The organism is Castellaniella denitrificans (assembly GCF_027214045.1).
In the GTDB taxonomy this organism is placed as follows: Bacteria; Pseudomonadota; Gammaproteobacteria; order Burkholderiales; family Burkholderiaceae_B; genus Castellaniella; species Castellaniella denitrificans_A.
Window position 1 is genome coordinate 325,100 of record NZ_JAPWHE010000001.1, and the last position, 26,356, is coordinate 351,455.

General features: G+C 64.3%; 28 protein-coding genes and 1 tRNA gene. 1 reads left to right on the plus strand and 28 read right to left on the minus strand.

The window, feature by feature from the left end; all coding sequences use genetic code 11:
• Positions 1 to 10: 10 nt before the first annotated feature.
• From O4H32_RS01645 to rpsL, 16 genes are all read right to left on the minus strand, one after another.
• On the minus strand, positions 11 to 421 hold the full coding sequence (locus O4H32_RS01645; protein ID WP_269356084.1) for a ribonucleotide reductase subunit alpha: 411 nt from the start codon (positions 419 to 421) through the stop codon (positions 11 to 13).
• A gap of 183 nt (positions 422 to 604) precedes the next feature.
• The gene (gene rpsQ / locus O4H32_RS01650) at positions 605 to 886 is read right to left on the minus strand and encodes a 30S ribosomal protein S17 (RefSeq protein ID WP_269356086.1); all 282 of its coding nucleotides are present in this window, start codon (positions 884 to 886) and stop codon (positions 605 to 607) included.
• Between the two features lies 1 nt (position 887).
• The gene (rpmC, locus tag O4H32_RS01655) at positions 888 to 1,079 is read right to left on the minus strand and encodes a 50S ribosomal protein L29 (RefSeq protein WP_269356087.1); all 192 of its coding nucleotides are present in this window, start codon (positions 1,077 to 1,079) and stop codon (positions 888 to 890) included.
• Between the two features lie 13 nt (positions 1,080 to 1,092).
• Complete coding sequence (rplP, locus tag O4H32_RS01660; RefSeq protein WP_269356089.1) at positions 1,093 to 1,509, minus strand: 50S ribosomal protein L16; 417 nt, start codon at positions 1,507 to 1,509, stop codon at positions 1,093 to 1,095.
• 3 nt (positions 1,510 to 1,512) lie between these two features.
• Complete coding sequence (gene rpsC, locus O4H32_RS01665) at positions 1,513 to 2,304, minus strand: 30S ribosomal protein S3 (RefSeq protein ID WP_269356090.1); 792 nt, start codon at positions 2,302 to 2,304, stop codon at positions 1,513 to 1,515.
• A 9-nt stretch (positions 2,305 to 2,313) separates the two neighbouring features.
• Entirely contained in the window at positions 2,314 to 2,643 is a 330-nt protein-coding gene (gene rplV, locus O4H32_RS01670; protein ID WP_269356091.1) for a 50S ribosomal protein L22, read from the minus strand.
• A 3-nt stretch (positions 2,644 to 2,646) separates the two neighbouring features.
• Positions 2,647 to 2,922: a 30S ribosomal protein S19 gene (gene rpsS, locus O4H32_RS01675; RefSeq protein WP_269356093.1), complete on the minus strand. Its 276-nt coding sequence runs from the start codon at positions 2,920 to 2,922 to the stop codon at positions 2,647 to 2,649.
• 12 nt (positions 2,923 to 2,934) lie between these two features.
• Positions 2,935 to 3,762 carry a 50S ribosomal protein L2 gene (rplB, locus tag O4H32_RS01680; protein WP_269356094.1) on the minus strand — a complete coding sequence of 276 codons (828 nt, stop codon included), beginning with the start codon at positions 3,760 to 3,762 and terminating at the stop codon, positions 2,935 to 2,937.
• Positions 3,763 to 4,059, minus strand: a complete 297-nt coding sequence (rplW, locus tag O4H32_RS01685; protein ID WP_269356096.1) for a 50S ribosomal protein L23 — start codon at positions 4,057 to 4,059, stop codon at positions 3,763 to 3,765.
• The gene (gene rplD / locus O4H32_RS01690) at positions 4,056 to 4,679 is read right to left on the minus strand and encodes a 50S ribosomal protein L4 (protein WP_269356098.1); all 624 of its coding nucleotides are present in this window, start codon (positions 4,677 to 4,679) and stop codon (positions 4,056 to 4,058) included. The genes rplW and rplD overlap by 4 nt, the downstream gene beginning before the upstream one ends.
• 2 nt (positions 4,680 to 4,681) lie before the next feature.
• Positions 4,682 to 5,371, minus strand: coding sequence for a 50S ribosomal protein L3 (gene rplC / locus O4H32_RS01695; RefSeq protein WP_269356100.1), 690 nt, complete (start codon positions 5,369 to 5,371; stop codon positions 4,682 to 4,684).
• 194 nt (positions 5,372 to 5,565) lie between these two features.
• A complete protein-coding gene (gene rpsJ, locus O4H32_RS01700) occupies positions 5,566 to 5,877 on the minus strand; it encodes a 30S ribosomal protein S10 (protein WP_043679008.1) in 312 nt (103 codons plus the stop codon).
• 54 nt (positions 5,878 to 5,931) lie between these two features.
• The gene (gene tuf / locus O4H32_RS01705; RefSeq protein ID WP_269356102.1) at positions 5,932 to 7,122 is read right to left on the minus strand and encodes an elongation factor Tu; all 1,191 of its coding nucleotides are present in this window, start codon (positions 7,120 to 7,122) and stop codon (positions 5,932 to 5,934) included.
• 64 nt (positions 7,123 to 7,186) lie between these two features.
• Positions 7,187 to 9,289 (minus strand): elongation factor G, encoded by a 2,103-nt coding sequence (gene fusA, locus O4H32_RS01710; protein WP_269356104.1) that lies wholly within the window; start codon positions 9,287 to 9,289, stop codon positions 7,187 to 7,189.
• Between the two features lie 30 nt (positions 9,290 to 9,319).
• Positions 9,320 to 9,790 carry a 30S ribosomal protein S7 gene (gene rpsG, locus O4H32_RS01715; RefSeq protein ID WP_269356106.1) on the minus strand — a complete coding sequence of 157 codons (471 nt, stop codon included), beginning with the start codon at positions 9,788 to 9,790 and terminating at the stop codon, positions 9,320 to 9,322.
• Positions 9,791 to 9,931: 141 nt separating this feature from the next.
• Positions 9,932 to 10,306 carry a 30S ribosomal protein S12 gene (gene rpsL / locus O4H32_RS01720; RefSeq protein WP_043679020.1) on the minus strand — a complete coding sequence of 125 codons (375 nt, stop codon included), beginning with the start codon at positions 10,304 to 10,306 and terminating at the stop codon, positions 9,932 to 9,934.
• 375 nt (positions 10,307 to 10,681) lie between these two features.
• Here rpsL and aroQ point away from each other — a divergent pair, with 375 nt between their 5' ends.
• A complete protein-coding gene (gene aroQ, locus O4H32_RS01725) occupies positions 10,682 to 11,137 on the plus strand; it encodes a type II 3-dehydroquinate dehydratase (RefSeq protein WP_269356110.1) in 456 nt (151 codons plus the stop codon).
• On the opposite strand, the gene O4H32_RS01730 is transcribed toward aroQ, so the two are convergent.
• The 12 genes from O4H32_RS01730 to tuf (O4H32_RS01785) all read right to left on the minus strand — a co-directional run bounded on the left by O4H32_RS01730 (position 11,087) and on the right by tuf (O4H32_RS01785) (position 26,340).
• Positions 11,087 to 11,995 (minus strand): DMT family transporter, encoded by a 909-nt coding sequence (locus tag O4H32_RS01730; RefSeq protein ID WP_269356112.1) that lies wholly within the window; start codon positions 11,993 to 11,995, stop codon positions 11,087 to 11,089. The genes aroQ and O4H32_RS01730 overlap by 51 nt on opposite strands.
• A gap of 4 nt (positions 11,996 to 11,999) precedes the next feature.
• Positions 12,000 to 12,842: a shikimate dehydrogenase gene (gene aroE / locus O4H32_RS01735; protein WP_407932600.1), complete on the minus strand. Its 843-nt coding sequence runs from the start codon at positions 12,840 to 12,842 to the stop codon at positions 12,000 to 12,002.
• A gap of 120 nt (positions 12,843 to 12,962) precedes the next feature.
• On the minus strand, positions 12,963 to 17,225 hold the full coding sequence (gene rpoC, locus O4H32_RS01740) for a DNA-directed RNA polymerase subunit beta' (RefSeq protein ID WP_269356116.1): 4,263 nt from the start codon (positions 17,223 to 17,225) through the stop codon (positions 12,963 to 12,965).
• Positions 17,225 to 21,337: a DNA-directed RNA polymerase subunit beta gene (gene rpoB, locus O4H32_RS01745; protein WP_269356118.1), complete on the minus strand. Its 4,113-nt coding sequence runs from the start codon at positions 21,335 to 21,337 to the stop codon at positions 17,225 to 17,227. Before rpoB ends, rpoC begins: the two co-directional genes overlap by 1 nt.
• A gap of 205 nt (positions 21,338 to 21,542) precedes the next feature.
• Positions 21,543 to 21,923: a 50S ribosomal protein L7/L12 gene (rplL, locus tag O4H32_RS01750; protein WP_269356120.1), complete on the minus strand. Its 381-nt coding sequence runs from the start codon at positions 21,921 to 21,923 to the stop codon at positions 21,543 to 21,545.
• A gap of 75 nt (positions 21,924 to 21,998) precedes the next feature.
• The gene (gene rplJ / locus O4H32_RS01755; RefSeq protein WP_269356122.1) at positions 21,999 to 22,523 is read right to left on the minus strand and encodes a 50S ribosomal protein L10; all 525 of its coding nucleotides are present in this window, start codon (positions 22,521 to 22,523) and stop codon (positions 21,999 to 22,001) included.
• 225 nt (positions 22,524 to 22,748) lie between these two features.
• Positions 22,749 to 23,444: a 50S ribosomal protein L1 gene (gene rplA / locus O4H32_RS01760; protein WP_269356124.1), complete on the minus strand. Its 696-nt coding sequence runs from the start codon at positions 23,442 to 23,444 to the stop codon at positions 22,749 to 22,751.
• A 2-nt stretch (positions 23,445 to 23,446) separates the two neighbouring features.
• Positions 23,447 to 23,881: a 50S ribosomal protein L11 gene (rplK, locus tag O4H32_RS01765; RefSeq protein ID WP_269356126.1), complete on the minus strand. Its 435-nt coding sequence runs from the start codon at positions 23,879 to 23,881 to the stop codon at positions 23,447 to 23,449.
• Between the two features lie 134 nt (positions 23,882 to 24,015).
• Positions 24,016 to 24,549, minus strand: a complete 534-nt coding sequence (gene nusG, locus O4H32_RS01770) for a transcription termination/antitermination protein NusG (protein WP_269356128.1) — start codon at positions 24,547 to 24,549, stop codon at positions 24,016 to 24,018.
• A 14-nt stretch (positions 24,550 to 24,563) separates the two neighbouring features.
• Complete coding sequence (gene secE / locus O4H32_RS01775) at positions 24,564 to 24,944, minus strand: preprotein translocase subunit SecE (protein ID WP_269356129.1); 381 nt, start codon at positions 24,942 to 24,944, stop codon at positions 24,564 to 24,566.
• Positions 24,945 to 24,984: 40 nt separating this feature from the next.
• Positions 24,985 to 25,060, minus strand: a tRNA-Trp gene (locus O4H32_RS01780).
• Between the two features lie 89 nt (positions 25,061 to 25,149).
• Complete coding sequence (gene tuf / locus O4H32_RS01785; RefSeq protein WP_269356102.1) at positions 25,150 to 26,340, minus strand: elongation factor Tu; 1,191 nt, start codon at positions 26,338 to 26,340, stop codon at positions 25,150 to 25,152.
• Positions 26,341 to 26,356 lie beyond the last annotated feature (16 nt).

Genomic DNA, 26,356 nt, shown 5'->3' on the forward strand with positions numbered 1-26,356 from the left:
ACGGAACGCATCAGGCGGCGCCGAATACGATCGGTTCGCCGGCACGATCGAAGGCCAGCAGTGCGCCGATGGTGCCGTACTTGATCATCTGCGTCATGCGCTGAAAAGCCTGGTCGACGTCCTTGTTGTCCGGCAGATAGGCCGACTGGTCGGCCATGGCGGCCACGAACACGACGTGCCAGTCCTGGCCGGTGCGGCGCGATTCCTCGGCCAGCGCATCGAACGACCCCAGTTCGCCAGGCGTCTTGTCCACGCACAGGATCGGCGTGAGTTCACCGCCTTCGCCCCGGGCATGGCTGGCCTTCTGTTCAGGCGTGGCGTCATCGGGCACGGTGCTGGCGGCAAAGACGAACAGCAGGCGCTGCGGTTCGGGTTGCAGGCGCGCCGCCTGCAGGAGATCGTCGAAACAGGTGATGTCCATGACGGAGGCCCTACTTAGCGAAAGCCATCATGCTACAGGAATCCGCGAGTCTTCCTGGCGCGGACGTCGTCCGGCCGCCGCGGAAATGAACGGACCCCGCGCGAAGGCGGGGTCCGGGGCGCATGGCGGCAACCATGCGGGATCGATGGCCGGCGGAGGACGAATCCGCCGCCGGGCGCGGCATCAGATGATGCGCACGGCCTCGACCAGGCGCACCACCGTCCAGGACTTGGTCTTGGAGATGGGGCGGCCTTCGGCGATTTCGACGGTGTCGCCTTCGTTGTACTGGTTGGATTCGTCATGCGCCTTGTACTTCGCGGTGCGGTTGACGAATTTGCCCAGCACGGGGTGCTTGACACGGGTCTGGACGCTGACGACGACGGACTTGTCCATCTTGTTGCTGACGACCTTGCCGACCAGCGTACGCTGACGCTTGGCGGTGTCTTTCTGGGTTTCGGTGGTCATGTTACTTTCCTGCGTTCTCAGTCATGATGGTGCGGATGCGCGCGATGTCGCGACGCACCTTGCCCAACTGGCTGGTGTTGGAAAGCTGCTGGGTGGCACGCTGCATACGCAGGTTGAAGTGTGCCTTCAGCAGGCTCTCGAGCTCGGTCTGGAGCCCGGCGGCGTCCTTGGCGCGCAGTTCACTGGCTTTCATATCCTGATCTCTCCTAGGCGCCCACGCGGCGCGACACGAAGGTCGTGCTGATGGGCAGCTTGGCGGCGGCCAGGCGGAAGGCTTCACGGGCGAGTTCTTCGCTCACGCCTTCCATTTCGTACAGCACCTTGCCGGGTTGAATTTCCGCGACCCAGTATTCCGGGTTGCCCTTGCCGTTACCCATCCGGACTTCGGCGGGCTTCTGCGAGATGGGCTTGTCCGGAAAGATCCGGATCCAGATACGGCCGCCGCGCTTGATGTGACGGTTGATGGCACGACGGGCGGCCTCGATCTGGCGGGCGGTCAGGCGGCCACGACCGGTGGCCTTCAGACCGAACTCGCCGAAGGAAACCTGGGCGCCGCGCGTGGCCAGGCCGGTGTTGCGGCCCTTCTGTTCCTTGCGGTACTTCCTGCGAGAGGGTGACAGCATGTTTTATTCTCCTTCAGACGCCGGAGCGGCCGAAGCCGCATCGCGGCGCGGGCCACGGCCACGGCCGCGGTTGTCGCCGGGACGGCCGGGACGATCGCCACGCGGCGCGCGGCGCGGACGACGCTCTTCGTCACGCGGGGCGGCGGTTTCCGGGGGCATTTCGCCGTTGGGCAGCATGTCGCCCTTGTAGACCCAGACCTTGACGCCGATGATCCCGTAGGTCGTCTGCGCTTCCGAGAAGCCGTAGTCGATGTTCGCGCGCAGGGTGTGCAGGGGCACACGGCCTTCGCGGTACCATTCGGTGCGGGCGATCTCGATGCCGTTCAGACGGCCCGAGGACATGATCTTGATGCCCTGGGCGCCCAGGCGCATGGCGTTCTGCATGGCGCGCTTCATGGCGCGGCGGAACATGATGCGCTTTTCGAGCTGCTGAGTGATCGAGTCGGCGATCAGTTGCGCGTCGGTTTCCGGCTTGCGGATTTCCTCGATGTTGACGTGCACGGGCACGCCCATCAGGCGCTGCAGGTCGGCCTTCAGCGTTTCGATGTCCTCGCCGCGACGACCGATCACCACGCCCGGACGGGCCGAGTACACGGTGATGCGGGCGTTCTTGGCGGGGCGTTCGATGATGACGCGGCCCACGGAAGCGGATTTGAGTTTCTTCTTCAGGTATTCGCGCACGCGGATGTCCTCGGCGAGCATGCCGCCGTAGACCTTGTCGTTCGCATACCAGCGAGAAGTCCAGTTGTGGTTGACCGCGAGGCGGAACCCAATCGGGTGAATTTTCTGTCCCATTGCGACTCCTTACGCCCCGACCTTGACCACGATGTGGCAGGTCTGCTTTTCGATGCGGTTGCCGCGGCCCTTGGCGCGCGCGGAGAACCGCTTCATCGATTGGGCCTTGTCGACGAAGATCGTGGTGACCTTCAGTTCGTCGATGTCGGCGCCATCATTGTGTTCGGCATTGGCGATGGCCGATTCCAGCGCCTTTTTCAGGATGCCGGCGGCCTTCTTGGGGCTGAACGTCAGGATGTTGAGGGCGTGCGCCACGGACTTCCCACGGATCAGGTCCGCCACCAGGCGGGTCTTCTGCGCGGAAATATGGACGCCGCGGATGACTGCGGTAGTTTCCATGGCTTACCTCTTGGACTTCTTGTCCGCCGCGTGCCCCTTGAAGGTGCGCGTCAGGGCGAATTCACCGAGCTTGTGGCCGACCATGTTCTCGTTGATGTAGACGGGAACGTGCTGGTGGCCGTTGTGCACGGCAATCGTCAGCCCGATGAATTCGGGCAGAATGGTGGATCGGCGCGACCAGGTCTTGATCGGCTTCTTTTCTTTGCCCCCGACGGCGGCATCGACCTTCTTGATCAGATGCGCATCGACGAACGGGCCTTTCTTGATCGAACGTGACATAGTGTTCGCCCCTTATTTGCGCTTGCGGCGAGAGACAATCATATTGTCCGTCCGCTTGTTACGACGGGTCCGGTAGCCCTTGGCGGGAGTACCCCACGGGCTGACGGGTTCGCGGCCTTCGCCGGTGCGGCCTTCACCGCCGCCATGCGGGTGATCCACCGGGTTCATGGCGACGCCACGGACCGTCGGGCGCACACCGCGCCAGCGCACCGCGCCGGCCTTGCCGATCTGGCGCAGGCTGTGGTCGCCGTTGCCGACTTCACCGATGGTGGCGCGGCAGTCGATGTGGACGCGGCGGACTTCGCCGGAACGCAGGCGGACCTGGGCGTAGACGCCTTCGCGGGCCATCAGCACGGCGGACGCGCCGGCCGAGCGGGCCAGTTGCGCGCCCTTGCCCGGCTGCATTTCGATGCAGTGGATGGTGGAACCCACCGGAATGGCGCGGATGGGCAGCGTGTTGCCGGCGCGGATCGGCGCTTCCAGGCCGGAAACGACCGTGGCGCCGACTTCCAGGCCGCGCGGGGCGATGATGTAGCGACGCTCGCCGTCGGCGTAACACAGCAGGGCGATGTGCGCCGTGCGGTTCGGGTCGTATTCCAGGCGCTCGACGCGGGCGACGATGCCGTCCTTGTTGCGACGGAAATCGACGACGCGATAGTGCTGCTTGTGACCGCCGCCACGATGGCGCACGGTGATGTGGCCATTGTTGTTGCGGCCGGAATTGCGCGATTGCGGTTCCAGCAGGGGGGCGTAGCCCGGACCCTTGTGCAGTTCAGGGTGCACGACCTTGATCATGCCACGGCGACCGGCGGACGTGGGTTTGACTTTTACCAGCGGCATTTAGTTCACCTCCGTAAAGTCGATTTCCTGCCCGGCCTTGAGCGAGACATAGGCCTTGCGTTCGTTGCGGCGACGACCCATGAAGCGGCCGAAGCGCTTTTCCTTGCCCTTGCGATTGGCAACCTGCACGGATTCGACCTCGACCTTGAACAGCAGTTCGATGGCGGCCTTGATTTCCGGCTTGGTGGCGTCGGCGACGACGCGGAAAGCGACCTGGTTGTTCTTTTCGGCGATCATCGTGGACTTTTCGGTCACGACGGGCGCCAGAATGACTTGCATCAGACGTTCGGCATTCATCCCAGCAACTCCTCGAGTTGGGCGATCGCCGGCTTGGTGATCAGCACTTTCTTGTAGTGGACCAGGGACAGCGGATCGGCGTAGCGCGTTTCGATGACCGCCACGTGGGGCAGGTTGCGCGTCGCGAGATAGACGTTTTCGTCCAGGGCATCGGTGATGATCAGGACGGGTTCGGCAATGCCCAGATCCTTGAGCTTGGTCGCGGCCAGCTTGGTCTTCGGGGCGTCGAGGGTGAAGCTTTCGACCACGGCCAGGCGGTCCTCGCGGACCAGCTGCGAGAAGATCGCGCGCAGACCGGCGCGGTACATCTTCTTGTTGACCTTGTGGCTGAAGTTCTCATCCGGCGAGTTCGGGAAGGCGCGGCCACCCCCACGCCAGATCGGCGAGGAAGTCATCCCGGAACGGGCGCGGCCGGTGCCTTTCTGGCGCCAGGGCTTCTTGGTGGAGTGCTTGACCGTCTCGCGATTCTTCTGGGCACGGTTGCCCATGCGCGCATTGGCCTGGTAGGCCACGACGATCTGGTGCACCAGGGCTTCGTTGAAGTCGCGGCCGAAGATTTCGTCGGCGGCGGCCACGGTGGCCGAGGACTGGCCCTGATCATTCAGGAGCTTGAGTTCCATGATTAGGCTCCTTTCTTGGGCGTCGCCTTGACGGCGGGGCGCACGACGATGTCGGCGTTCTTGTGGCCGGGGACGGCGCCCTTCACCAGCAGCAGGCCGCGCTCGGCGTCCACACGCACGATGTCCAGATTCTGGACGGTGCGGGTGACATCACCCAGGTGGCCCGACATTTTCTTGCCGGGGAAGATGCGGCCCGGATCCTGGGCCTGGCCGATGGAGCCCGGCACGCGGTGCGAACGCGAGTTGCCGTGCGAAGCGCGCTGCGAACCAAAGTGGTGGCGCTTGATCGTGCCCGCGAAGCCCTTGCCGATGGTGGTGCCGGTGACGTCGACCTGCTGGCCGGCCTCGAACACGGATTCCACGGCGACCACGGCGCCGGCCGTGAATTCGGCGGCGCGGGCGGGATCCAGGCGGAATTCTTTCAGGATGGAACCGGCTTCGATGCCGGCCTTGGCGTAGTGGCCGGCCTGGGCCTTGGCCACGCGGGAGGCGCGACGCTCGCCGTAGGCAAGCTGGACCGCCGCATAGCCGTCGATTTCAGGCGTCTTGACCTGGGCGACGCGGTTGTTGGACACGTCCAGCACCGTGACCGGGACGGACTCGCCTTCCTCGGTGAAGATGCGGGTCATGCCAACCTTGCGCCCCACGAGCCCGAGCCGCCAGGCGGCGGGCGTAGGTGTCGAATTCGACATTGTTTTCTCCGGGGGGTGTTTCCCCACAGTTTTCGATCCCGACTGCGATTGGCCGGGGCTGTGATACCCGTCGCCCGCCCTTGACCAAGCAAGATGGACGACGAAGCCCTAAATCTTAACATGAAAAAAGCGCCCTGCCTAGATGACAGGGCGCTTTCGTCCGAACGGGCCGCATACGTTGGCCCGGGCGGGGATTACTGCAGGGCGATCTCGACGTCCACGCCGGCCGGCAGATCCAGACGCATCAGGGCGTCCACAGTCTTGTCGGTGGGATCGACGATGTCCATCAGGCGCTGGTGCGTGCGCATCTCGAACTGATCGCGCGAGGTCTTGTTGACGTGCGGCGAACGCAGCACATCGTAACGACGGATGCGCGTGGGCAGCGGCACGGGACCACGAACCACGGCGCCGGTGCGCTTGGCCGTATCGACGATCTCGGCGGCGGACTGGTCGATCAGCTTGTAGTCGAATGCCTTCAGGCGGATGCGGATTTTCTGGCTTTTCATGGGAATCCCTAAAGAACGAGAGGGGCGGGGGGAATCCCCCCGCCGATCCATCAATTACTTGATGATTTTGGCGACGACGCCGGCGCCCACGGTACGGCCGCCTTCACGGATGGCGAAACGCAGGCCTTCTTCCATGGCGATCGGCGCGATCAGGTTCACCGTCATCGACACGTTGTCGCCCGGCAGCACCATTTCCTTGTCGGCCGGCAGTTCGATCGTCCCGGTCACGTCCGTCGTGCGGAAGTAGAACTGCGGACGGTAGCCCTTGAAGAACGGCGTGTGACGACCGCCTTCTTCCTTGGACAGAATGTACACCTCGGCCGTGAAGTTCGTGTGCGGGTGGATCGAGCCGGGCTTGGCCAGCACCTGGCCGCGCTCGACTTCCTCGCGCTTGGTGCCGCGCAGCAGAATGCCCACGTTGTCGCCCGCCTGACCCTGGTCCAGCAGCTTGCGGAACATTTCAACGCCCGTGCACGTCGTCTTGGCCGTGTCGTGGATGCCCACGATCTCGATTTCCTCACCGACCTTGACGATCCCGCGCTCGATACGGCCGGTCACCACCGTGCCGCGACCCGAGATCGAGAACACGTCTTCCACAGGCATCAGGAACGTGCCGTCGACCGCGCGCTCCGGCGTCGGGATGTAGCTGTCCAGCGCCTCGGCCAGTTGCATGATCGCCTGCGAGCCCAGCGGACCCTCGTCGCCTTCCAGCGCCAGCTTGGCCGAACCCTTCACGATCGGCGTGTCGTCGCCCGGGAAGTCGTACTTCGACAGAAGCTCACGCACTTCCATCTCGACCAGTTCCAGCAGTTCCTCGTCGTCGACCATGTCGCACTTGTTCAGGAACACGATGATGTAGGGCACGCCCACCTGGCGAGCCAACAGAATGTGCTCGCGCGTCTGCGGCATCGGGCCGTCGGCGGCCGACACCACCAGGATCGCGCCGTCCATCTGCGCCGCACCCGTGATCATGTTCTTCACATAGTCCGCGTGACCCGGGCAGTCCACGTGCGCGTAGTGACGGTTGGCCGTCTCGTATTCCACGTGCGAGGTGTTGATCGTGATCCCGCGCGCCTTTTCTTCCGGCGCGTTGTCGATCTGGTCGTAGCCCTTCGCTTCGCCGCCGCCAGCCTTGGCCAGCACCGTCGTGATCGCCGCCGTCAGCGTCGTCTTGCCGTGGTCAACGTGGCCGATCGTACCCACGTTCACGTGCGGTTTGGTCCGTTCAAACTTGCCTTTTGCCATGATGTATCCCGTATTTCCTAGGAAATGAAAAGTGGTTGCCCGGCCATGCCGGCCGGGCCGTGTGTTACTTGCCGCGAGCGGCGATGACTTCGTCGGCGACGTTGCGCGGCGCCTCGGCGTACTGCTTGAATTCCATCGTGTAGGTGGCGCGACCCTGGGTCTGCGAACGCAGGCTGGTCGCGTAACCGAACATCTCGGCCAGGGGCACTTCGGCCTTGATGGTCTTGCCGCCGCCCGGGATGTCGTCCATGCCCTGGACCATGCCGCGACGGGACGACAGGTCGCCCATCACCGTGCCGGCGTAGTCTTCCGGGGTTTCGACTTCGACGTGCATCATGGGCTCGAGCAGGACCGGGTTGGCCTTGCGCATGCCGTCCTTGAACGCCATCGAAGCCGCCATGCGGAACGCGTTTTCGTTCGAGTCCACATCGTGGTACGAACCGAAGAACAGCGTGACCTTGACGTCCACGACCGGATAGCCGGCCACCACGCCCGCAGGCAGGGTTTCCTGGATGCCCTTGTCCACCGCGGGGATGAACTCGCGCGGCACCACGCCGCCCTTGATGGCGTCGACGAATTCGTAGCCGCCGCCCGCTTCCAGGGGTTCGAGCTTGAGCACGACGTGGCCGTACTGGCCGCGGCCGCCGGACTGCTTGACGAACTTGCCTTCGATTTCCTCGCAGGTCTTGCGGATCGTTTCGCGGTAGGCGACCTGGGGTTTGCCGACATTGGCCTCGACGCCGAATTCACGCTTCATGCGATCGACCAGCACTTCGAGGTGGAGTTCGCCCATCCCGGAGATGATGGTCTGGCCGGATTCTTCGTCGCTGCGCACGCGGAAGGACGGATCCTCGGCAGCCAGGCGCGACAGGGCGATGCCCATCTTTTCCTGGTCGGCCTTGGACTTGGGTTCCACGGCCTGGGAGATCACGGGCTCGGGGAATTCCATCTTTTCCAGCAGGATGTGGTCGCCCACGTCGCACAGGGTTTCGCCGGTGGTGACTTCCTTCAGGCCCACGACGGCCGCGATGTCGCCCGCCACCACTTCCTTGATTTCGGCGCGGTTGTTGGCGTGCATCTGCAGGATGCGGCCGATGCGTTCTTTCTTGCCCTTGATCGGGTTGTAGACGGTGTCGCCGGAGGTCAGCACGCCCGAATACACGCGAATGAAGGTCAGCTGGCCCACGAACGGGTCGGTCATCAGCTTGAACGCCAGGGCGGACAGCTTTTCCTTGTCGTCGGCCTTGCGGCTGATTTCGTTGCCTTCGTCGTCCGTACCCTGAACCGGGGGGATGTCCACCGGAGAGGGCAGATAGTCGATGACGGCATCCAGCATGCGCTGCACGCCCTTGTTCTTGAAGGCGGTGCCGCACAGCATGGGCTGGATTTCGCAGGCAATCGTGCGCAGGCGGATGCCCTTGTCGATTTCCTGCTCGGTCAGCGAGCCGGTTTCGAGGTACTTGTTCATCAGTTCCTCGTTGGCCTCGGCGGCCGATTCCATCAGCTTTTCATGCCATTCGTTGGCGCTGTCCACGAGTTCGGCCGGGATGTCCTGGTATTCGAATTTCGTGCCCTGGGAGGCTTCGTCCCAGATGATGGCCTTCATCTTGGTCAGGTCGATGACGCCCTGGAAGTTGTCTTCCGCGCCGATGGGGATGACGATGGGCACGGGGTTGGCCTTCAGGCGCAGCTTGAGCTGATCGTAGACCTTGAAGAAGTTCGCGCCGGTGCGGTCCATCTTGTTGACGAAGGCCAGGCGGGGCACGCCGTACTTGTTGGCCTGGCGCCACACGGTCTCGGACTGCGGCTGCACGCCACCCACGGCGCAATACACCATGCAGGCGCCGTCGAGCACACGCATGGAGCGTTCGACTTCGATGGTGAAGTCGACGTGGCCCGGGGTGTCGATGATGTTGACGCGGTGTTCGGGGTACTGGTGCTCCATCCCGCTCCAGAAGGCCGTGGTGGCCGCCGACGTGATGGTGATGCCGCGTTCCTGTTCCTGTTCCATCCAGTCCATGGTGGCCGCGCCTTCATGGACTTCGCCAATCTTGTGGTTGACGCCGGTATAGAACAGGATGCGCTCGGTGGTGGTGGTCTTCCCTGCGTCGATGTGCGCGGAAATACCGATGTTGCGATAGCGCTCGATGGGTGTTTTGCGGGCCATGATGTGTTTCCTGGTGATTGACCGGCTGGATTACCAGCGGAAGTGGCTGAAGGCCTTGTTGGCCTCGGCCATCTTGTGGGTGTCCTCGCGCTTCTTCATGGCGCCGCCGCGGCCTTCGGCGGCATCCATCAGTTCGCCCGCGAGACGCAGGTCCATCGACTTCTCGCCGCGCTTCTTCGCGGCTTCGCGCAGCCAGCGCATGGCCAGGGCCAGGCGGCGCACGGGGCGCACTTCGACCGGCACCTGGTAGTTGGCACCGCCGACGCGACGGGACTTGACTTCGACCACCGGCTTGATGTTGTTAATGGCGGTGTTGAAGACTTCGATGGGTTCCTTCCCGGTCTTGGCCTGGATCTGGTCCAAGGCGCCGTACACGATGCGTTCCGCCACGGCTTTCTTGCCGGACAGCATGACGACGTTCATGAACTTGGCCAGCTCGACACTGCCAAATTTGGGATCGGGGAGGATTTCACGTTTCGGTACTTCGCGACGACGAGGCATTTCTGTTTCCTTGTGACGATTCAGTTGAGCCGCCTGTGCGGCCACGGCTTCCATCCGGAGAGCCACTTACGTGCCACAGCGCCATGGCTGCGGCTGCACGGCCGATCTGGGACGATCGGAGACTGCTGACAAACGGGGGGATTACTTCTTGGGGCGCTTGGCACCGTACTTGGAACGGGCCTGTTTGCGATCCTTGACGCCCTGCAGGTCCAGGGAGCCGCGGACGATGTGGTAGCGCACACCGGGAAGATCCTTCACACGGCCGCCACGCACCAGGACCACCGAGTGTTCCTGGAGATTGTGGCCTTCGCCGCCGATGTAGGAGATGACCTCGTAGCCGTTGGTCAGGCGCACTTTGGCGACCTTTCGCAGGGCGGAGTTCGGCTTCTTCGGGGTGGTGGTGTAGACACGGGTGCAGACGCCGCGACGCTGGGGGCAGTTATCCAGCGCCGGGCTCTTGCTGCTCTCGCGACTGACTTGGCGCGGCTTGCGCAGCAGTTGAGCAATGGTAGGCATGACCTTTACGCATCCTTTGTACTTGCGTACGTTTACGTCGATATTCAGAGTGCCCGGGCCTGCCTGGCCGCGCGAGGCGGCGGGGGCATTTTCAGGCGGTGTGCGCAAAATCCGCCTGAAACGAATGACGTAAAGAGCGGGTCTTGCACAGTGAAGGCGATGCCTTCGGGGTGTTGCAGGGGCGATAAAACCAGGCACAAGACCGGCGGCGCATACCGCGACCAGATGCCATTAACCCAGCAAGCCAGGAAGTTTAGCATGATTTGTTCATGCGGAGCAAAGAGTTATTGGCCCCGCCACGCAAGCCGCCGCCGGGCTCAAGCTCCGGACTTTTCCGTACTATCATGAGCGTTTGCATCAATCCCCCGCCCCCCCATGAACGTCCTCGTCCTGCACGGCATCAACCTGAACATGTTCGGCCAGCGCGACCCGGCCCAGTACGGCTCGCTCACCCTGGCGCAGATCGATGCGCGCCTGCAGGCGCTGGGCAGGGAACTGGGCGCCGGGCTCGCCTGCTTTCAGACCAACCATGAAGGCGAAATGGTCGAGCGCATCCACCGCGCCCACACCGATGGCACCGACGCGGTGCTGATCAACGCCGGCGCCTGGACGCACTACAGCTACGGCATCCGCGACGCCATCGCCGTCCTGCGGATCCCCGTCATCGAGGTGCACATGTCCAATATCCACGCGCGCGAGGCCTTCCGCCATGAGTCAGTGCTGGCCTCCGTGGTGCGCGGCCAGATCTGCGGCTTCGGCGTCCACAGTTACCTGCTGGGCCTACGGGCCGCGGTGGACATGGCGGCGCCAGGCGGCGGCGCCATGGCGTAACAAAGGTCCGGACGACAGCAGCAATCCTCCCGTCGCGATAATCAGCATGCCCAGCCAGGTCATGGCGTCGGGCACATTGGAAAAAGCCAGCCAGCCCAGCAGGGTCGCCCAGAAGATCTGGGTGTAACCGTACGGTCCCAGCGTCGTGGCCGGCGCGTGCAGCAGCGCATGGGTCATGATCAGATGCCCCAGCGCGGCCACCGTGCCCAGCCCGATCACCAGCGTCAGGTCAGTCCAGGCCATGGGCGCCCAGTCGGCGATCCCCCAGGGCGCCAGGACCAGGGCGCCGATCAGACCGGTGTACAGATTGCTGGTGGCGGGATGCTCGGAACTGCGCGAGGCGCGGGTGACGAGCTGATAACACGCGTTGCAGACGGCCGAGCCGATCGGAAACAGGATCGCCCAGGTCAGCAGGCCGCCTCCCGGCCGGGCGATGATCAGCACGCCCGCGAAACCGCAGGCCACGGCGACCCAGTCCAGGCGCCGGGCTTTTTCCTTCAGCACCAGGCCGGACAGCAGCGTCATGATGACCGGCGCCATGAAGACGATGGCGGTGGTCTCGGCCAGGGGAAGCCGCGCCAGGCCATTGATCACCATCACACTGCCGCAGCACAGGCACAGGCCGCGAAACAGCTGGATACCGTAGCGATGGGCGTGAAACAGGCTGCGGCCCATGCGCGGCTGGAAGATCAGGAAGACGGCCAGCGCCTGAGCCATGTAGCGGACCCAGACGATCTGGGTCACCGGGTAACCAGCCGTCAGGTATTTGGTGCCCGTGTCCAGGCACGAAAAAAACAGGCTGGCCACGCACATGAGCAGTGGTCCCAGCCAGACCCCCGAGGGGCGATCCGCATCCATGGGGTTAGGCCGGTCTGAGCCGCTCCAGGACGGGTCGCACGTCGGGTAGCACGCCGCGCCAGACGCGGTAGGATTCGGCCGCCTGGCCAACCAGCATGCCCAGGCCGTCGACCACGCGGGAGGCACCCCGATCGCGGGCCTGACGCATGAAAGGGGTGTCCCCGCCGTAGGCCAGGTCGTAGGCCAGACCGCCGGTCGCCACCCGGTAATCCACTGCGGGCGCCTCGCCGGCGTTCAGGCCGGCGGAGGTCGCATGAATGACCACATCGTACTCGCGCCCGCCGGCCGCGCTCAGCGGCCCGCCCTGGATGCGTCCCCAGGGCGCCATCGCGTCGGCCAGGTCACGGGCGCGATCGGCGGTGCGATTGACCACCAGCACATCGGCAGGACGGGCCCGCAGCAGCGGCAGCAAAATGCCGCGCGCCGCGCCGCCGGCGCCGATCACGAGCACCCGGCGCCCGGCCAGGGACACGCCCAGCCGGTCCTGGATGTCCCCGACCAGTCCGACCCCATCGGTGTTGTCGCCCAGGATACCCTCGGGGCCGAATTTGAGCGTGTTGACGGCCCCCGCCGCCCGCGCGCGCTCGGTCAGCGTGTCGGCCAATCCGGCGGCCTCCAGCTTGAATGGCGCGGTGACGTTCATGCCGCGCCCGCCGGCGGCGATGAAATCCAGCACGGTCTCGCGGAACGCGTCCGGCGCGGCCAGGATGGCGTCATAGCGAAGATCGTGGCCGCACTGGCGCGCGAACGCCGCGTGCAGCAGCGGCGACTTCGATTGGGCGATGGGGTTGCCGATGACGGCGTAGCGATCAGTCATATGATGTCCAGTCGAGACAACCGAGACTATAGAACAGGAAAGCGCCACCCGGGCTGGCGCCCAGGCAAAAAAAATCCGCCCCGCCTGGCGGCGGAGCGGAATCCGGAAAGGCATGCCGCGAGCGGGCGGCCAGGCCGCCCGCCGCCGCGATCATTCCTCGGTCGGGCCTTCGCCGTCGGCCGCACCGGCGGCATCCGGATCGACTTCGTCCGAGCCCACGTGGGCCATTTCCGAAGGTTCCCCGAACGGATTGGCCAGTTCGCGGGCCGCGGCGCGCTCGGCCGCCTCGAAGATCTCCTTGTCGTGGCGGGCGATGTGATAGGACATGCCCGTCCCGGCCGGGATCAGGCGGCCCACGATGACGTTTTCCTTCAGGCCGCGCAGCTCGTCGCGTTTGCCCATGATGGCAGCCTCGGTGAGCACGCGGGTGGTTTCCTGGAAGGACGCCGCCGAGATGAACGAATCCGTCGACAGGGAGGCCTTGGTGATACCCAGCAGCACGTTGTCGTACGTGGCCGGGATCTTGCCCTCGGCATCCATGCGGTCGTTCTCGTTCAGCAGTTCGGAACGTTCCACCTGCTCGCCGGTGATGAAGCTGGTGTCGCCGGAGTTGCTGATGTTCACACGGCGCAGCATCTGGCGCACGATCACTTCGATGTGCTTGTCGTTGATCTTCACGCCCTGCAGACGGTAGACGTCCTGGACCTCGTTGACGATGTAGGAAGCCAGCGGCTCGATGCCCTGCAGGCGCAGGATGTCGTGCGGATCGGCCGGACCGTCGACGATCAGTTCGCCCTTGTTGACCACCTGGCCGTCGTGCACCAGCACCTGCTTTTCCTTGGAGATCAGGAATTCGTGGCTGACGCCGTCCATGTCGGTGATGACCAGACGCTGCTTGCCCTTGGTGTCCTTGCCGAAGGAGACCGTGCCGGTGACTTCGGCCAGCATGCCGGCGTCCTTGGGCGAACGGGCCTCGAACAGTTCGGCCACGCGCGGCAGACCGCCCGTGATGTCGCGGGTCTTCTGGGATTCCTGCGGGATCCGGGCGAGGAAATCGCCCACCCCCACAGGCTGGCCGTCGCGCACGGTGATCAGCGCGCCCACGGGCAGCGAGATCGCCACCGCGTGGTCGGTGCCGGCCACCTTGATTTCCTGGCCCTGCTCGTCGAGCAGCAGGATCTGCGGGCGGGCGGCGGCGCCCTTGGTGCCGCGCGTCTTGGGCGTGATCACGACCAGCGTGGACAGGCCGGTGATCTCGTCCACCTGGCGGGCCACCGTGACGCCTTCCTCGATGTTGGCGAAACGGATCGTGCCGCTGTATTCGGACACGATGGGGCGCGTCAGCGGATCCCAGGTGGCCAGCTTGGCGCCGGCCTTGACCGAGTCGCCGTCGCCCACGGCGATGGTGGCGCCGTACGGCACCTTGTGGCGTTCGCGTTCGCGGCGGTTGTCGTCATAGATGACGATCTCGCCGGAGCGGGACACGGCGATCCGGTCGCCCTTGGCGTTGGTCAGGTAGCGCAGGCCGATGGCGAAGCCCACCGTGCCGGCGGACTTGGTCTCGATCGAGCTGGCCATGGCCGAACGCGAGGCGGCGCCGCCGATGTGGAAGGTCCGCATCGTGAGCTGCGTGCCGGGTTCGCCGATGGACTGCGCCGCGATGACGCCGACAGCCTCGCCCTTGCTGACCAGATAGCCGCGGCCCAGGTCGCGGCCATAGCAGTGCGCGCACAGGCCGTGGCGGGTTTCGCAGGTGAGCGGGGTGCGGATCTTGACCTCGTCCACGCCCACTTCGTCCAGCAGTTCGACCAGATTCTCGTCCAGCAGCGTGCCGGCCGGAATCAAGGTTTCCTGGGTGTCGGGGTTGACGATGTCCGCGGCGGCCACGCGACCCAGCACACGATCGCGCAGCGGTTCGATGACCTCGCCGCCCTCGACCAGGGCCTTCATCACATAGCCGTGGGAAGTGCCGCAATCGTCCTCGGTGATCACCAGATCCTGGGTCACGTCCACCAGACGCCGGGTCAGGTAGCCCGAGTTGGCGGTCTTCAGGGCGGTGTCGGCCAGGCCCTTGCGCGCGCCGTGCGTCGAAATGAAGTACTGCAGTACGTTCAGGCCTTCACGGAAGTTCGCCGTGATGGGGGTCTCGATGATGGAGCCGTCGGGCTTGGCCATCAGGCCGCGCATCCCCGCCAACTGGCGGATCTGGGCGGCGGAGCCCCGTGCGCCGGAGTCGGCCATCATGTAGATGGAGTTGAACGATTCCTGGCGGGTATCCTTGCCATGGCGATCGATGACCGGCTCGGTCGAGAGCTGTTCCATCATGGCCTTGCCGACGCGGTCGCCGGCCTTGCCCCAGATGTCCACCACGTTGTTGTAGCGTTCCTGGGACGTGACCAGACCGGAGGAATACTGCTTGTCGATTTCCTTGACCTCTTTCGAGGCCTGGGCCAGGATTTCGTTCTTGACGTCGGGCACGACCATGTCGCCCATGGCGATCGATACGCCGCCGCGCGTGGCCAGGCGGAAGCCCGACTGCATCAGCTTGTCGGCGAAAATCACCGTGGCGCGCAGGCCGCAGCGACGGTAGGACATGTTGATCAGGCGCGAGATTTCCTTTTTCTTCAGTGCCTTGTTCAGCACGGAGAACGGCAGGCCCTGGGGCAGGATCTCGGACAGCAGGGCGCGGCCCACGGTGGTCTGGAAGCGGCCGACGACGGCCTTCCATTCGCCGTTCTCGTCCTTGACGTATTCCGGCAGACGGGTCGTGATGCGCGTCTGCAGCTCGACTTCATGGTTGTCGTAGGCGCGCTGGACCTCGGCCAGATCGGCCAGGAACATGCCTTCTCCCTTGCCGTTGACGCGTTCGCGCGTGGCGTAGTACAGGCCCAGCACGATGTCCTGGGACGGCACGATGGCGGGCTCGCCATTGGCCGGGAACAGGACGTTGTTGGAGGCCAGCATCAGGGTGCGGGCTTCGAGCTGGGCTTCGAGCGACAGGGGCACGTGCACGGCCATCTGGTCGCCGTCGAAGTCGGCGTTGAAGGCCGCGCAGACCAGCGGGTGCAGCTGGATGGCCTTGCCTTCGATCAGTTGCGGCTCGAAGGCCTGGATGCCCAGACGGTGCAGCGTGGGCGCGCGGTTGAGCATCACCGGATGTTCGCGGATGACCTCTTCCAGGATGTCCCAGACCACCGGCTCCTGGCTTTCGACCAGCTTCTTGGCCGCCTTGATGGTGGTCGCGAGACCCATCATTTCCAGGCGGTTGAAGATGAAGGGCTTGAACAGTTCCAGCGCCATCAGCTTGGGCAGGCCGCACTGGTGCAGGCGCAGTTGCGGGCCCACCACGATCACGGAACGGCCGGAGTAGTCGACGCGCTTGCCCAGCAGGTTCTGGCGGAAGCGGCCGCTCTTGCCCTTGATCATGTCGGCCAGGGACTTGAGCTGGCGCTTGTTGGCGCCGGTCATGGCCTTGCCGCGGCGGCCGTTGTCCAGCAGCGAATCGACGGCTTCCTGCAGCATGCGCTTTTCGTTGCGCAGGATGATGTCCGGCGCCTTCAGTTCCAGCAGACGCTTGAGGCGGTTGTTGCGGTTGATGACGCGGCGGTACAGGTCGTTCAGGTCGGACGTGGCGAAGCGACCGCCGTCCAGCGGCACCAGCGGACGCAGGTCCGGCGGCAGCACCGGCAGCACTTCCATGATCATCCAGTCGGGCTTGATGCCGGACTTCTGGAAGCCTTCGAGCACCTTCAGGCGCTTGGAGATCTTCTTGATCTTGGCGTCCGAGCCGGTGGCCTTGAGTTCCGCGCGCAGTTTCTCGACCTCGGTATCGATGTCGATGTTGCGCAGCAGTTCACGCACGGCCTCGGCGCCCATGAGGGCGTGGAAGTCGTCGCCGTATTCCTCGGTCTTGGCCAGATAGTCGTCGTCGGACATGATCTGGCCGCGCTTGAGCGGCGTCATGCCCGGCTCGATCACGCACCAGGCCTCGAAATAGAGGACGCGCTCGATGTCGCGCAGCGTCATGTCGAGCACCATGCCCAGGCGCGAGGGCAGGGACTTCAGGAACCAGATGTGCGCCACCGGGCTGGCCAGCTCGATGTGGCCCATGCGCTCGCGGCGAACCTTGGCCACCGTGACCTCGACGCCGCATTTTTCGCAGATCACGCCACGGTGCTTCAGGCGCTTGTACTTGCCGCACAGGCACTCGTAGTCCTTGATCGGGCCGAAGATCTTGGCGCAGAACAGGCCGTCACGCTCGGGCTTGAAGGTGCGGTAGTTGATGGTCTCGGGCTTGCGGACTTCGCCGAAGGACCACGAACGGATCTTTTCCGGCGATGCGATGCCGATCTTGATGGCGTCGAATTGCTCGTCCTGGGAGACTTGCTTGAAGAGATCGAGTAGCGCTTTCATTATTTACGCTCCAGATCCATGTCCAGGGACAGGGATCGAATTTCCTTGACCAGCACGTTGAACGATTCGGGCATGCCCGCGTCGATCACGTGATCACCCTTGACGATGTTCTCGTAGACCTTGGTCCGGCCGGTGATGTCGTCGGACTTCACCGTCAGCATTTCCTGCAGGGTGTAGGAGGCGCCATAGGCTTCCAGGGCCCAGACTTCCATTTCCCCGAAACGCTGGCCGCCGAACTGGGCCTTGCCGCCCAGCGGCTGCTGGGTGACCAGGGAGTACGGACCGGTGGAGCGCGCGTGCATCTTGTCGTCCACCAGGTGGTGCAGCTTCAGGAAGTGCATGTAGCCCACGGTCACGGGGCGCTCGAACTGCTCGCCGGTGCGGCCGTCGGTCAGCCAGGCCTGGGTGCGGCCGCTGGTGAGCTTCAGGCGCTCGGCGACCTCGTCCGGGTAGGCGATTTCCAGCATGCGGGTGATGTCTTCCTCGGCGGCGCCGTCGAACACCGGCGTGGCCAGGGGCACACCGCCGCGCAGATTGCGGGCCAGCGTCAACACCTCGTCGTCGCTCAACTGCTCGAGCTTCACCGAACCGCCGCAGGCGTTGTAGATGGTTTCCAGCGTCTTGCGCACGGCCTTGATCTGCACGCCGCGCTCGTCTTCGAGCATGTCGGCAACGCGCTGGCCCAGCCCCTTGGCCGCCCAGCCCAGGTGGACTTCCAGCACCTGGCCGATGTTCATCCGCGAGGGCACGCCCAGCGGATTGAGCACGATGTCCACGGGCGTGCCGTCGGCCATGTGCGGCATGTCCTCGACCGGCGTGATGCGCGAGACCACGCCCTTGTTGCCGTGGCGGCCGGCCATCTTGTCGCCCGGCTGCAGGCGGCGCTTGACGGCCAGGTAGACCTTGATCATCTTCAGCACGCCCGGGGGCAGCTCGTCGCCCTGGGTGAGCTTCTTGCGCTTTTCCTCGAAGGCCAGGTCGAACTGGTGGCGTTTCTGCTCAAGGGCGTCCTTGACCTGCTCCAGGGCGACGGCGCCTTCTTCGTCGGCCAGGCGGATGTCGAACCACTGCCAGCGGTCCAGGTCGTCCAGGTATTCGGCCGTCAGTGCGGTGTTCTTGGCCAGCTTGCGCGGGCCGCCGTTGGCGGTCTTGCCGATCAGGTTCTTGCGCAGACGGTCGAACGCGTCGTTCTCGACGATGCGCAACTGGTCGTTCAGGTCCTGGCGATAGCGACGCAGTTCATCGTCGATGATGGACTGGGCGCGCTTGTCGCGCTCGATGCCCTCGCGGGTGAAGACCTGCACGTCGATGACGGTGCCGACCATGCCGGAGGGCACGCGCAGCGAAGTGTCCTTCACGTCGGAGGCCTTCTCGCCGAAGATCGCGCGCAGCAGCTTTTCTTCCGGCGTGAGCTGGGTCTCGCCCTTGGGCGTGACCTTGCCGACCAGCACGTCGTCGGCGCGCACTTCGGCGCCGATGTGCACGATCCCGGAATCGTCCAGGCGATTGAGCTGGACTTCGGCCAGGTTGGAGATGTCGCGCGTGATTTCCTCGGGTCCGAGCTTGGTGTCGCGGGCAACCACGGTCAGCTCTTCGATGTGGATCGACGTGTAGCGGTCGTCCGCGACGACACGCTCGGAAATCAGCACCGAGTCCTCGAAGTTGTAGCCGTTCCAGGGCATGAACGCGATCAGCATGTTCTGCCCCAGGGCGAGTTCGCCCAGGTCGCTGGAAGCGCCGTCGGCCAGCACGTCGCCGCGCGCCACCAGGTCACCGCGCGACACGATGGGCCGCTGGTTGATGTTGGTGTTCTGGTTGGAGCGGGTGTATTTCTTCAGGTTGTAGATGTCCACGCCGACTTCGCCGGCGACGTTCTCGTCGTCGTTCACGCGGATCACGACGCGCTCGGCGTCGATGAAGTCCACGACCCCGCCGCGCACGGCCTGCACGGTCGTGCCCGAGTCCACCGCGACGGTGCGCTCGATGCCGGTGCCGACCAGCGGCTTTTCAGGCCGCAGGCAGGGCACGGCCTGGCGCTGCATGTTCGCGCCCATCAGGGCCCGGTTGGCGTCGTCGTGTTCCAGGAAGGGGATCAGCGAGGCGGCGACCGACACGATCTGCGACGGCGCGACGTCCATGTAGTGCACGTTGGCCGGGGCCGTCAGCATGGTCTCGCCGGCCTCGCGGCAGGCGACCAGGTCATCGGTGAAGCGGCCTTCCGCGTCGAGCACCGCATTGGCCTGGGCGATGACGTACTTGCTTTCCTCGATGGCCGACAGATATTCGATCTGATCGGAGACCTTGCCGTCGATGATCTTTCGGTAGGGCGTTTCCAGGAAACCGTACTCGTTCAGGCGCGCGTACAGAGCCAGGGAATTGATCAGGCCGATGTTCGGACCTTCCGGGGTTTCGATCGGGCACACGCGGCCGTAGTGGGTCGGGTGCACGTCGCGGACCTCGAAACCGGCGCGCTCGCGCGTCAGGCCGCCCGGTCCCAGAGCGGACACGCGCCGCTTGTGGGTGATTTCCGACAGCGGGTTGGTCTGGTCCATGAACTGGGACAACTGGCTCGAACCGAAGAATTCCTTGATCGCGGCCGAGATCGGCTTGGAATTGATCAGGTCGTGCGGCATCAGGTTTTCGGTTTCGGCCTGGCCCAGGCGTTCCTTGACGGCGCGTTCGACGCGCACCAGGCCGGCGCGGAACTGGTTTTCGGCCAGTTCGCCCACGCAGCGCACACGGCGGTTGCCCAGGTGATCGATGTCGTCGATCTGGCCGCGGCCGTTGCGCAATTCGACCAGCAGCTTGATGGTGTCGAGGATGTCCTCGTTGGTCAGGGTCAGCGGACCGGTGTTGCCGGCATCCCGGCCCAGGCGGCTGTTGACCTTCATCCGGCCGACGCGCGACAGGTCGTAGGTTTCCTCGGAATAGAACAGGCGCTGGAACAGGGCCTCGACGGCTTCCTCGGTGGGCGGTTCGCCGGGGCGCATCATGCGGTAGATGGCCACGCGCGCGGCCATCTGGTCCGCGGTGTCGTCGGTGCGCAGGGTCTGCGAGATGTAGGCGCCTTCGTTCAGCTCGTTGATGTAGAGCGTCTCGATGTCACGGATGCCGGCCGCGCGGAATTCCGCCAGCAGAGATTCGGTGATCTCGTCGTTGGCCTGCGCCAGGACTTCGCCGGTATCCGGGCTGACGACGTTCTTGGCCAGGACGCGGCCCAGCAGGAAGTCCTCGGGCACGGAAATGTGATCGACCTTGGCGGCGGTCAGGTCGCGCAGGTGCTTGGCATTGATGCGCTTGTCCTTTTCGACAATCACATTGCCTTTCTTGTCGGTGATGTCGAAGCGCGCGACCTCGCCTTTCCAGCGCTCGGGCACGAATTCGAGCATGCCGCCTTCCTGGTGGAGGGCGATGTGGTCGAAGCTGGAGAAATAGGCCAGAATGGCCTCCGGCGTCATGCCGATAGCCTTCAGCAGGATCGTCACCGCCATCTTGCGGCGACGGTCGATGCGGAAGAACAGGATGTCCTTGGGGTCGAACTCGAAGTCCAGCCACGAGCCGCGGTAGGGAATCACGCGCGCGGAGAACAGCAGCTTGCCCGAACTGTGGGTCTTGCCGCGGTCATGTTCGAAGAACACGCCGGGCGAGCGGTGCAGCTGGGACACGATGACCCGCTCGGTGCCATTGATGACGAAGGAACCGGTATCCGTCATGAGCGGAATTTCGCCCATGTAGACTTCCTGTTCCTTGACTTCCTTGACGGTGGGCTTGCTGACCTCGCGGTCCATCAGCACCAGGCGCACCTTGGCGCGCAGCGGCGACGCATAGGTCAGGCCGCGCTGCTGGCATTCCTTGACGTCGAACACGGGGGTGCCCAGCACGTAGCTGACGAACTCCAACCGCGCCATCTGATTGTGGCTGACGATCGGGAATATCGAATTGAAGGCCGCCTGCAGTCCTTCTTCCTTGCGCTTGGACGGGGAAACGTCCGACTGCAGGAAGGTCTTGAACGATTGCAGTTGCGTCGCCAGCAGATAAGGGACGTCCTGGACGTCCTCGCGCTTGGCGAAGCTTTTGCGTATGCGCTTCTTTTCGGTGTACGAATAAGGCATGAGCACTCCGACTCGAGGGTTGCTTAGGCCGTCAACCACGGCCATGGTTTACGACTCCGGAAAACCCGGCTCTGCGTGACGCGGCAGGGCATCGAACGCGGGTTTTCTGGAAACGCAAAAGCCCGGGAGGCTTTGGAAAGCGCCGAACGGGCCTGAAACAGGGGTCCGACGCTTCCCCGGGCTTCCCGGGCGCGGCGACGCGGTCTTACTTGAGTTCGACCTTGGCGCCGGCTTCTTCCAGCTTCTTCTTCGCGTCTTCGGCCGTGGCCTTGTCCGCGCCTTCCTTGACGGGCTTCGGCGCGCCGTCGACCAGGTCCTTGGCTTCCTTCAGGCCCAGGCCGGTGATTTCGCGCACGGCCTTGATGACGTTGACCTTGTTGGCGCCGACTTCGGCCAGGACGACCGTGAACTCGGTCTGCTCTTCAGCGGCGGCGGCAGCGCCACCGGCGGCCGGGGCGGCGGCCACGGCGACAGCGGCCGCAGCGGCGGACACGCCGAACTTCTCTTCCATTTCCTTGATCAGCTCGGACAGTTCGAGCACGCTCATGGCGGCGATCGCGTCCAGGATTTCAGCTTTAGTTGCCATTTTTAGAACTCCAGATAATTGAATAAGCCAGGTTTGGTTGTCGCTTCCAGCAACGAAGGGATGCCGGCGGACCGCTTACGCGGCCTGCTTCTGGTCGCGGACGGCCGCCAGGCCGCGCACGAACTTCGTGGGCACTTCGTTGAGCGTACGCACAAACTGAGCGATGGGCGCCTGCATGGTGCCCAGCAGCTTCGACAGCAATTCCTCGCGGGACGGCATGGTGGCCAGGGCCTTGACGCCATCCTGGCTCAGCAGGCTGTTGGGCAGGGCCCCGCCTGTGATGACCAGCTTGTCATTGCTTTTCGCGAAATCGGACAGGACCTTGGCGGCCGCCACCGGGTCGGCGCTGATCCCATAGATCAACGGACCGGTGAGCTGAGCGGACAGACCCTCGAAGGGGGTGCCGGCCAGCGCGCGGCGCACCAGCGTGTTTTTCAACACGCGCAGGTACACGCCCGATTCACGCGCAGTCTTGCGCAATACGGTTACGGAGGCGACGTCCAGACCACGGTACTCGGCGACGATGATCGATTGGGCGCGACCGACTTCGGCCGAGACTTCCTCGATGACCACCGCCTTTTCTTGGCGATTGAGACTCATGGTTGAACACTCCATCTAACGACGCCGGGGAAACCCCCGGCATCAACCGAATGCGGCGCGCCTGGTCGAGTTCATGAATGAATTCTTCCTGGGCGCCGTCTACGCTGGATCCGGCGATACGGCCCGGGATTAAGCGTCACGCCAGGGGCGATCGGCTCCAGCGGTCTTTGACAGCGGCGCCCGGTCCGAGGAACGGGCGCAGCCCAAAGTTCTTGTTGGCTGGCCTCAGGCGGCCAGCGATGCCAATTCGACGCGCGCGCCGCCACCCATGGTGGAGGACACGGCGACCTTGCGGAGATAGATGCCCTTGGCCGCCGCGGGGCGGGCCTTGTTCAGGGCGTCGATCAGCGCGGCCAGATTGATCTGCAGTTTCTCGACGTCGAAGGACGCGCGGCCGATGGTGGCGTGGATGATCCCCGCCTTGTCGGTGCGGTACTGCACCTGACCGGCCTTGGCGTTCTTGACGGCGGTGGCGACGTCGGGCGTGACGGTGCCGACCTTGGGGTTCGGCATCAGGCCACGGGGACCCAGGACCTGGCCCAGGGCACCGACGACACGCATCGTATCGGGCGAGGCGATCACTACGTCGAAATCGATGTTGCCGGCCTTGATGCTGGCGGCCAGATCGTCCAGGCCGACGATGTCCGCGCCGGCGGCCTTGGCGGCCTCGGCTTTTTCGCCTTGGGCGAAGACCGCGACGCGCATGGTCTTGCCGGTGCCGGCGGGCAGCACCACGGAACCGCGGACCAGTTGGTCGGATTTCTTGGGGTCGATGCCCAGCTGCACGGCGACATCGATGGATTCATCGAACTTGGCCGTGGCGGTTTCCTTGACCAGCGCGATGGCTTCGGCCACGGGATACAGCTTGGTGCGATCGATTTTGGCCGCGATGGCGGCAACGCGTTTGCTCAGCTTGGCCATGATCAGACGACTCCTTCCACATCGATGCCCATGCTGCGGGCGCTGCCGGCGATGGTACGCACGGCGGCGTCCAGATCGGCCGCCGTCAGGTCGGGCTGCTTGGTCTTGGCGATTTCCTCGGCCTGGGCGCGCGTGAGCGTGCCGACCTTGGCCGAATTCGGCGTCGCGGAACCTTTCTGGACGTTCGCGGCCTTCTTGATCAGGATCGTGGCCGGCGGAGTCTTCATGATGAACGTGAAGCTCTTGTCGGCGAAGGCGGTGATCACCACGGGAATCGGCAGACCGGGCTCCAGGCCCTGGGTCTTGGCGTTGAACGCCTTGCAGAATTCCATGATGTTCAGACCGCGCTGACCCAGCGCCGGACCGATCGGGGGAGAGGGATTGGCCTTACCAGCTGGCACTTGCAGCTTGATGAAGCCGACGATTTTCTTCGCCATGCGATGCTCCTGTCGGGTACGTGCGCCGGCCTTCGATGAGACCGGCTCCCCGGGTTAAGAATCCCCCACGCCGCGTCTTCTGATCGATGCCCCGAAAACGGAGGCCTCGCCTGAGAGCGGCCTGGCGGTAAAAATCAGACCTTTTCGACCTGACTGAAATCCAGCTCGACCGGCGTGGCACGACCGAAGATCGTGACCGACACGCGGACTTTGCTTTTCTCGTAGTTGACTTCCTCGACGCTGCCGTTGAAGTCTGCGAACGGACCTTCCTTGACGCGAACGGTCTCGCCGATTTCGAAGAGGACCTTGGGACGAGGCTTTTCGACGCCTTCTTCCATCTGGGAAAGGATCTTTTCGACTTCCTTTTCGGAGATGGGGGCGGGACGATTGCCGGAACCACCCAGAAAGCCGGTGACACGATTGGTGCTCTTGACCAGGTGCCAGCTTTCGTCGGTGAGATCCATTTCGACCAGGACGTAGCCCGGGAAGATGCGGCGTTCGGAAATCGACTTGCGGCCGTCCTTGATTTCGACGACTTCCTCGGAGGGCACGAGAATGCGGCCGAACGCGTCCTGCAGGCCGGCGCGCTCGATGCGTTCTACCAGGGCCTTGTGGACGCTTTTTTCCATGCCCGAATAGACATGGACGACGTACCAGCGCTTGCTCATGCGGTTTTCGTTCCTTAGTTCCAGCCCAGCAGCAGGCCGTAGATGATCCAGCCCAGCAGCTTGTCGGCGATCCACAGCAGAGCGCCCATGGCCAGAACGAAGGCGAACACGATCGCGGTCATGCGCGTGGTTTCCTGGCGCGTGGGCCAGACGACGCGGCGCGTCTCGTTGTACGATTCGCGACCGAAGGCAAAGGTGCGCCGGCCGGTGTCGCTGAACCAGACAATGATCGCGGCCACGACCAGACCCGCGACAAAAGCGCCTACACGCACATAGCCGGGCTGGTCGACAAGGACCGAATACGCCACGATACCCGCAACGATCACGAGCACGGCCAGGCCGAGCTTGATGCGTTCGGCGGCACGGCTGACGGTTTCTACGTTCTGGTGAGACATATACGGGCGATGGACGCCGCTGCTGCGGCAATGAGATCGGTGGCAGGGGCAGAAGGAATCGAACCCTCAACCTTCGGTTTTGGAGACCGACGCTCTGCCAATTGAGCTATACCCCTAAACCTCGAAAAACGGTGGCGCTTCCGCACCCCCGTTTTTGACAAACTATCGGTGAGCGGCCTGGCCAGCCCACCATTGTACTACAGAATTACTTGATGATTTTGGCGACGACGCCGGCGCCCACGGTACGGCCGCCTTCACGGATGGCGAAACGCAGGCCTTCTTCCATGGCGATCGGCGCGATCAGGTTCACCGTCATCGACACGTTGTCGCCCGGCAGCACCATTTCCTTGTCGGCCGGCAGTTCGATCGTCCCGGTCACGTCCGTCGTGCGGAAGTAGAACTGCGGACGGTAGCCCTTGAAGAACGGCGTGTGACGACCGCCTTCTTCCTTGGACAGAATGTACACCTCGGCCGTGAAGTTCGTGTGCGGGTGGATCGAGCCGGGCTTGGCCAGCACCTGGCCGCGCTCGACTTCCTCGCGCTTGGTGCCGCGCAGCAGAATGCCCACGTTGTCGCCCGCCTGACCCTGGTCCAGCAGCTTGCGGAACATTTCAACGCCCGTGCACGTCGTCTTGGCCGTGTCGTGGATGCCCACGATCTCGATTTCCTCACCGACCTTGACGATCCCGCGCTCGATACGGCCGGTCACCACCGTGCCGCGACCCGAGATCGAGAACACGTCTTCCACAGGCATCAGGAACGTGCCGTCGACCGCGCGCTCCGGCGTCGGGATGTAGCTGTCCAGCGCCTCGGCCAGTTGCATGATCGCCTGCGAGCCCAGCGGACCCTCGTCGCCTTCCAGCGCCAGCTTGGCCGAACCCTTCACGATCGGCGTGTCGTCGCCCGGGAAGTCGTACTTCGACAGAAGCTCACGCACTTCCATCTCGACCAGTTCCAGCAGTTCCTCGTCGTCGACCATGTCGCACTTGTTCAGGAACACGATGATGTAGGGCACGCCCACCTGGCGAGCCAACAGAATGTGCTCGCGCGTCTGCGGCATCGGGCCGTCGGCGGCCGACACCACCAGGATCGCGCCGTCCATCTGCGCCGCACCCGTGATCATGTTCTTCACATAGTCCGCGTGACCCGGGCAGTCCACGTGCGCGTAGTGACGGTTGGCCGTCTCGTATTCCACGTGCGAGGTGTTGATCGTGATCCCGCGCGCCTTTTCTTCCGGCGCGTTGTCGATCTGGTCGTAGCCCTTCGCTTCGCCGCCGCCAGCCTTGGCCAGCACCGTCGTGATCGCCGCCGTCAGCGTCGTCTTGCCGTGGTCAACGTGGCCGATCGTACCCACGTTCACGTGCGGTTTGGTCCGTTCAAACTTGCCTTTTGCCATGGCTGACTCCTGACTA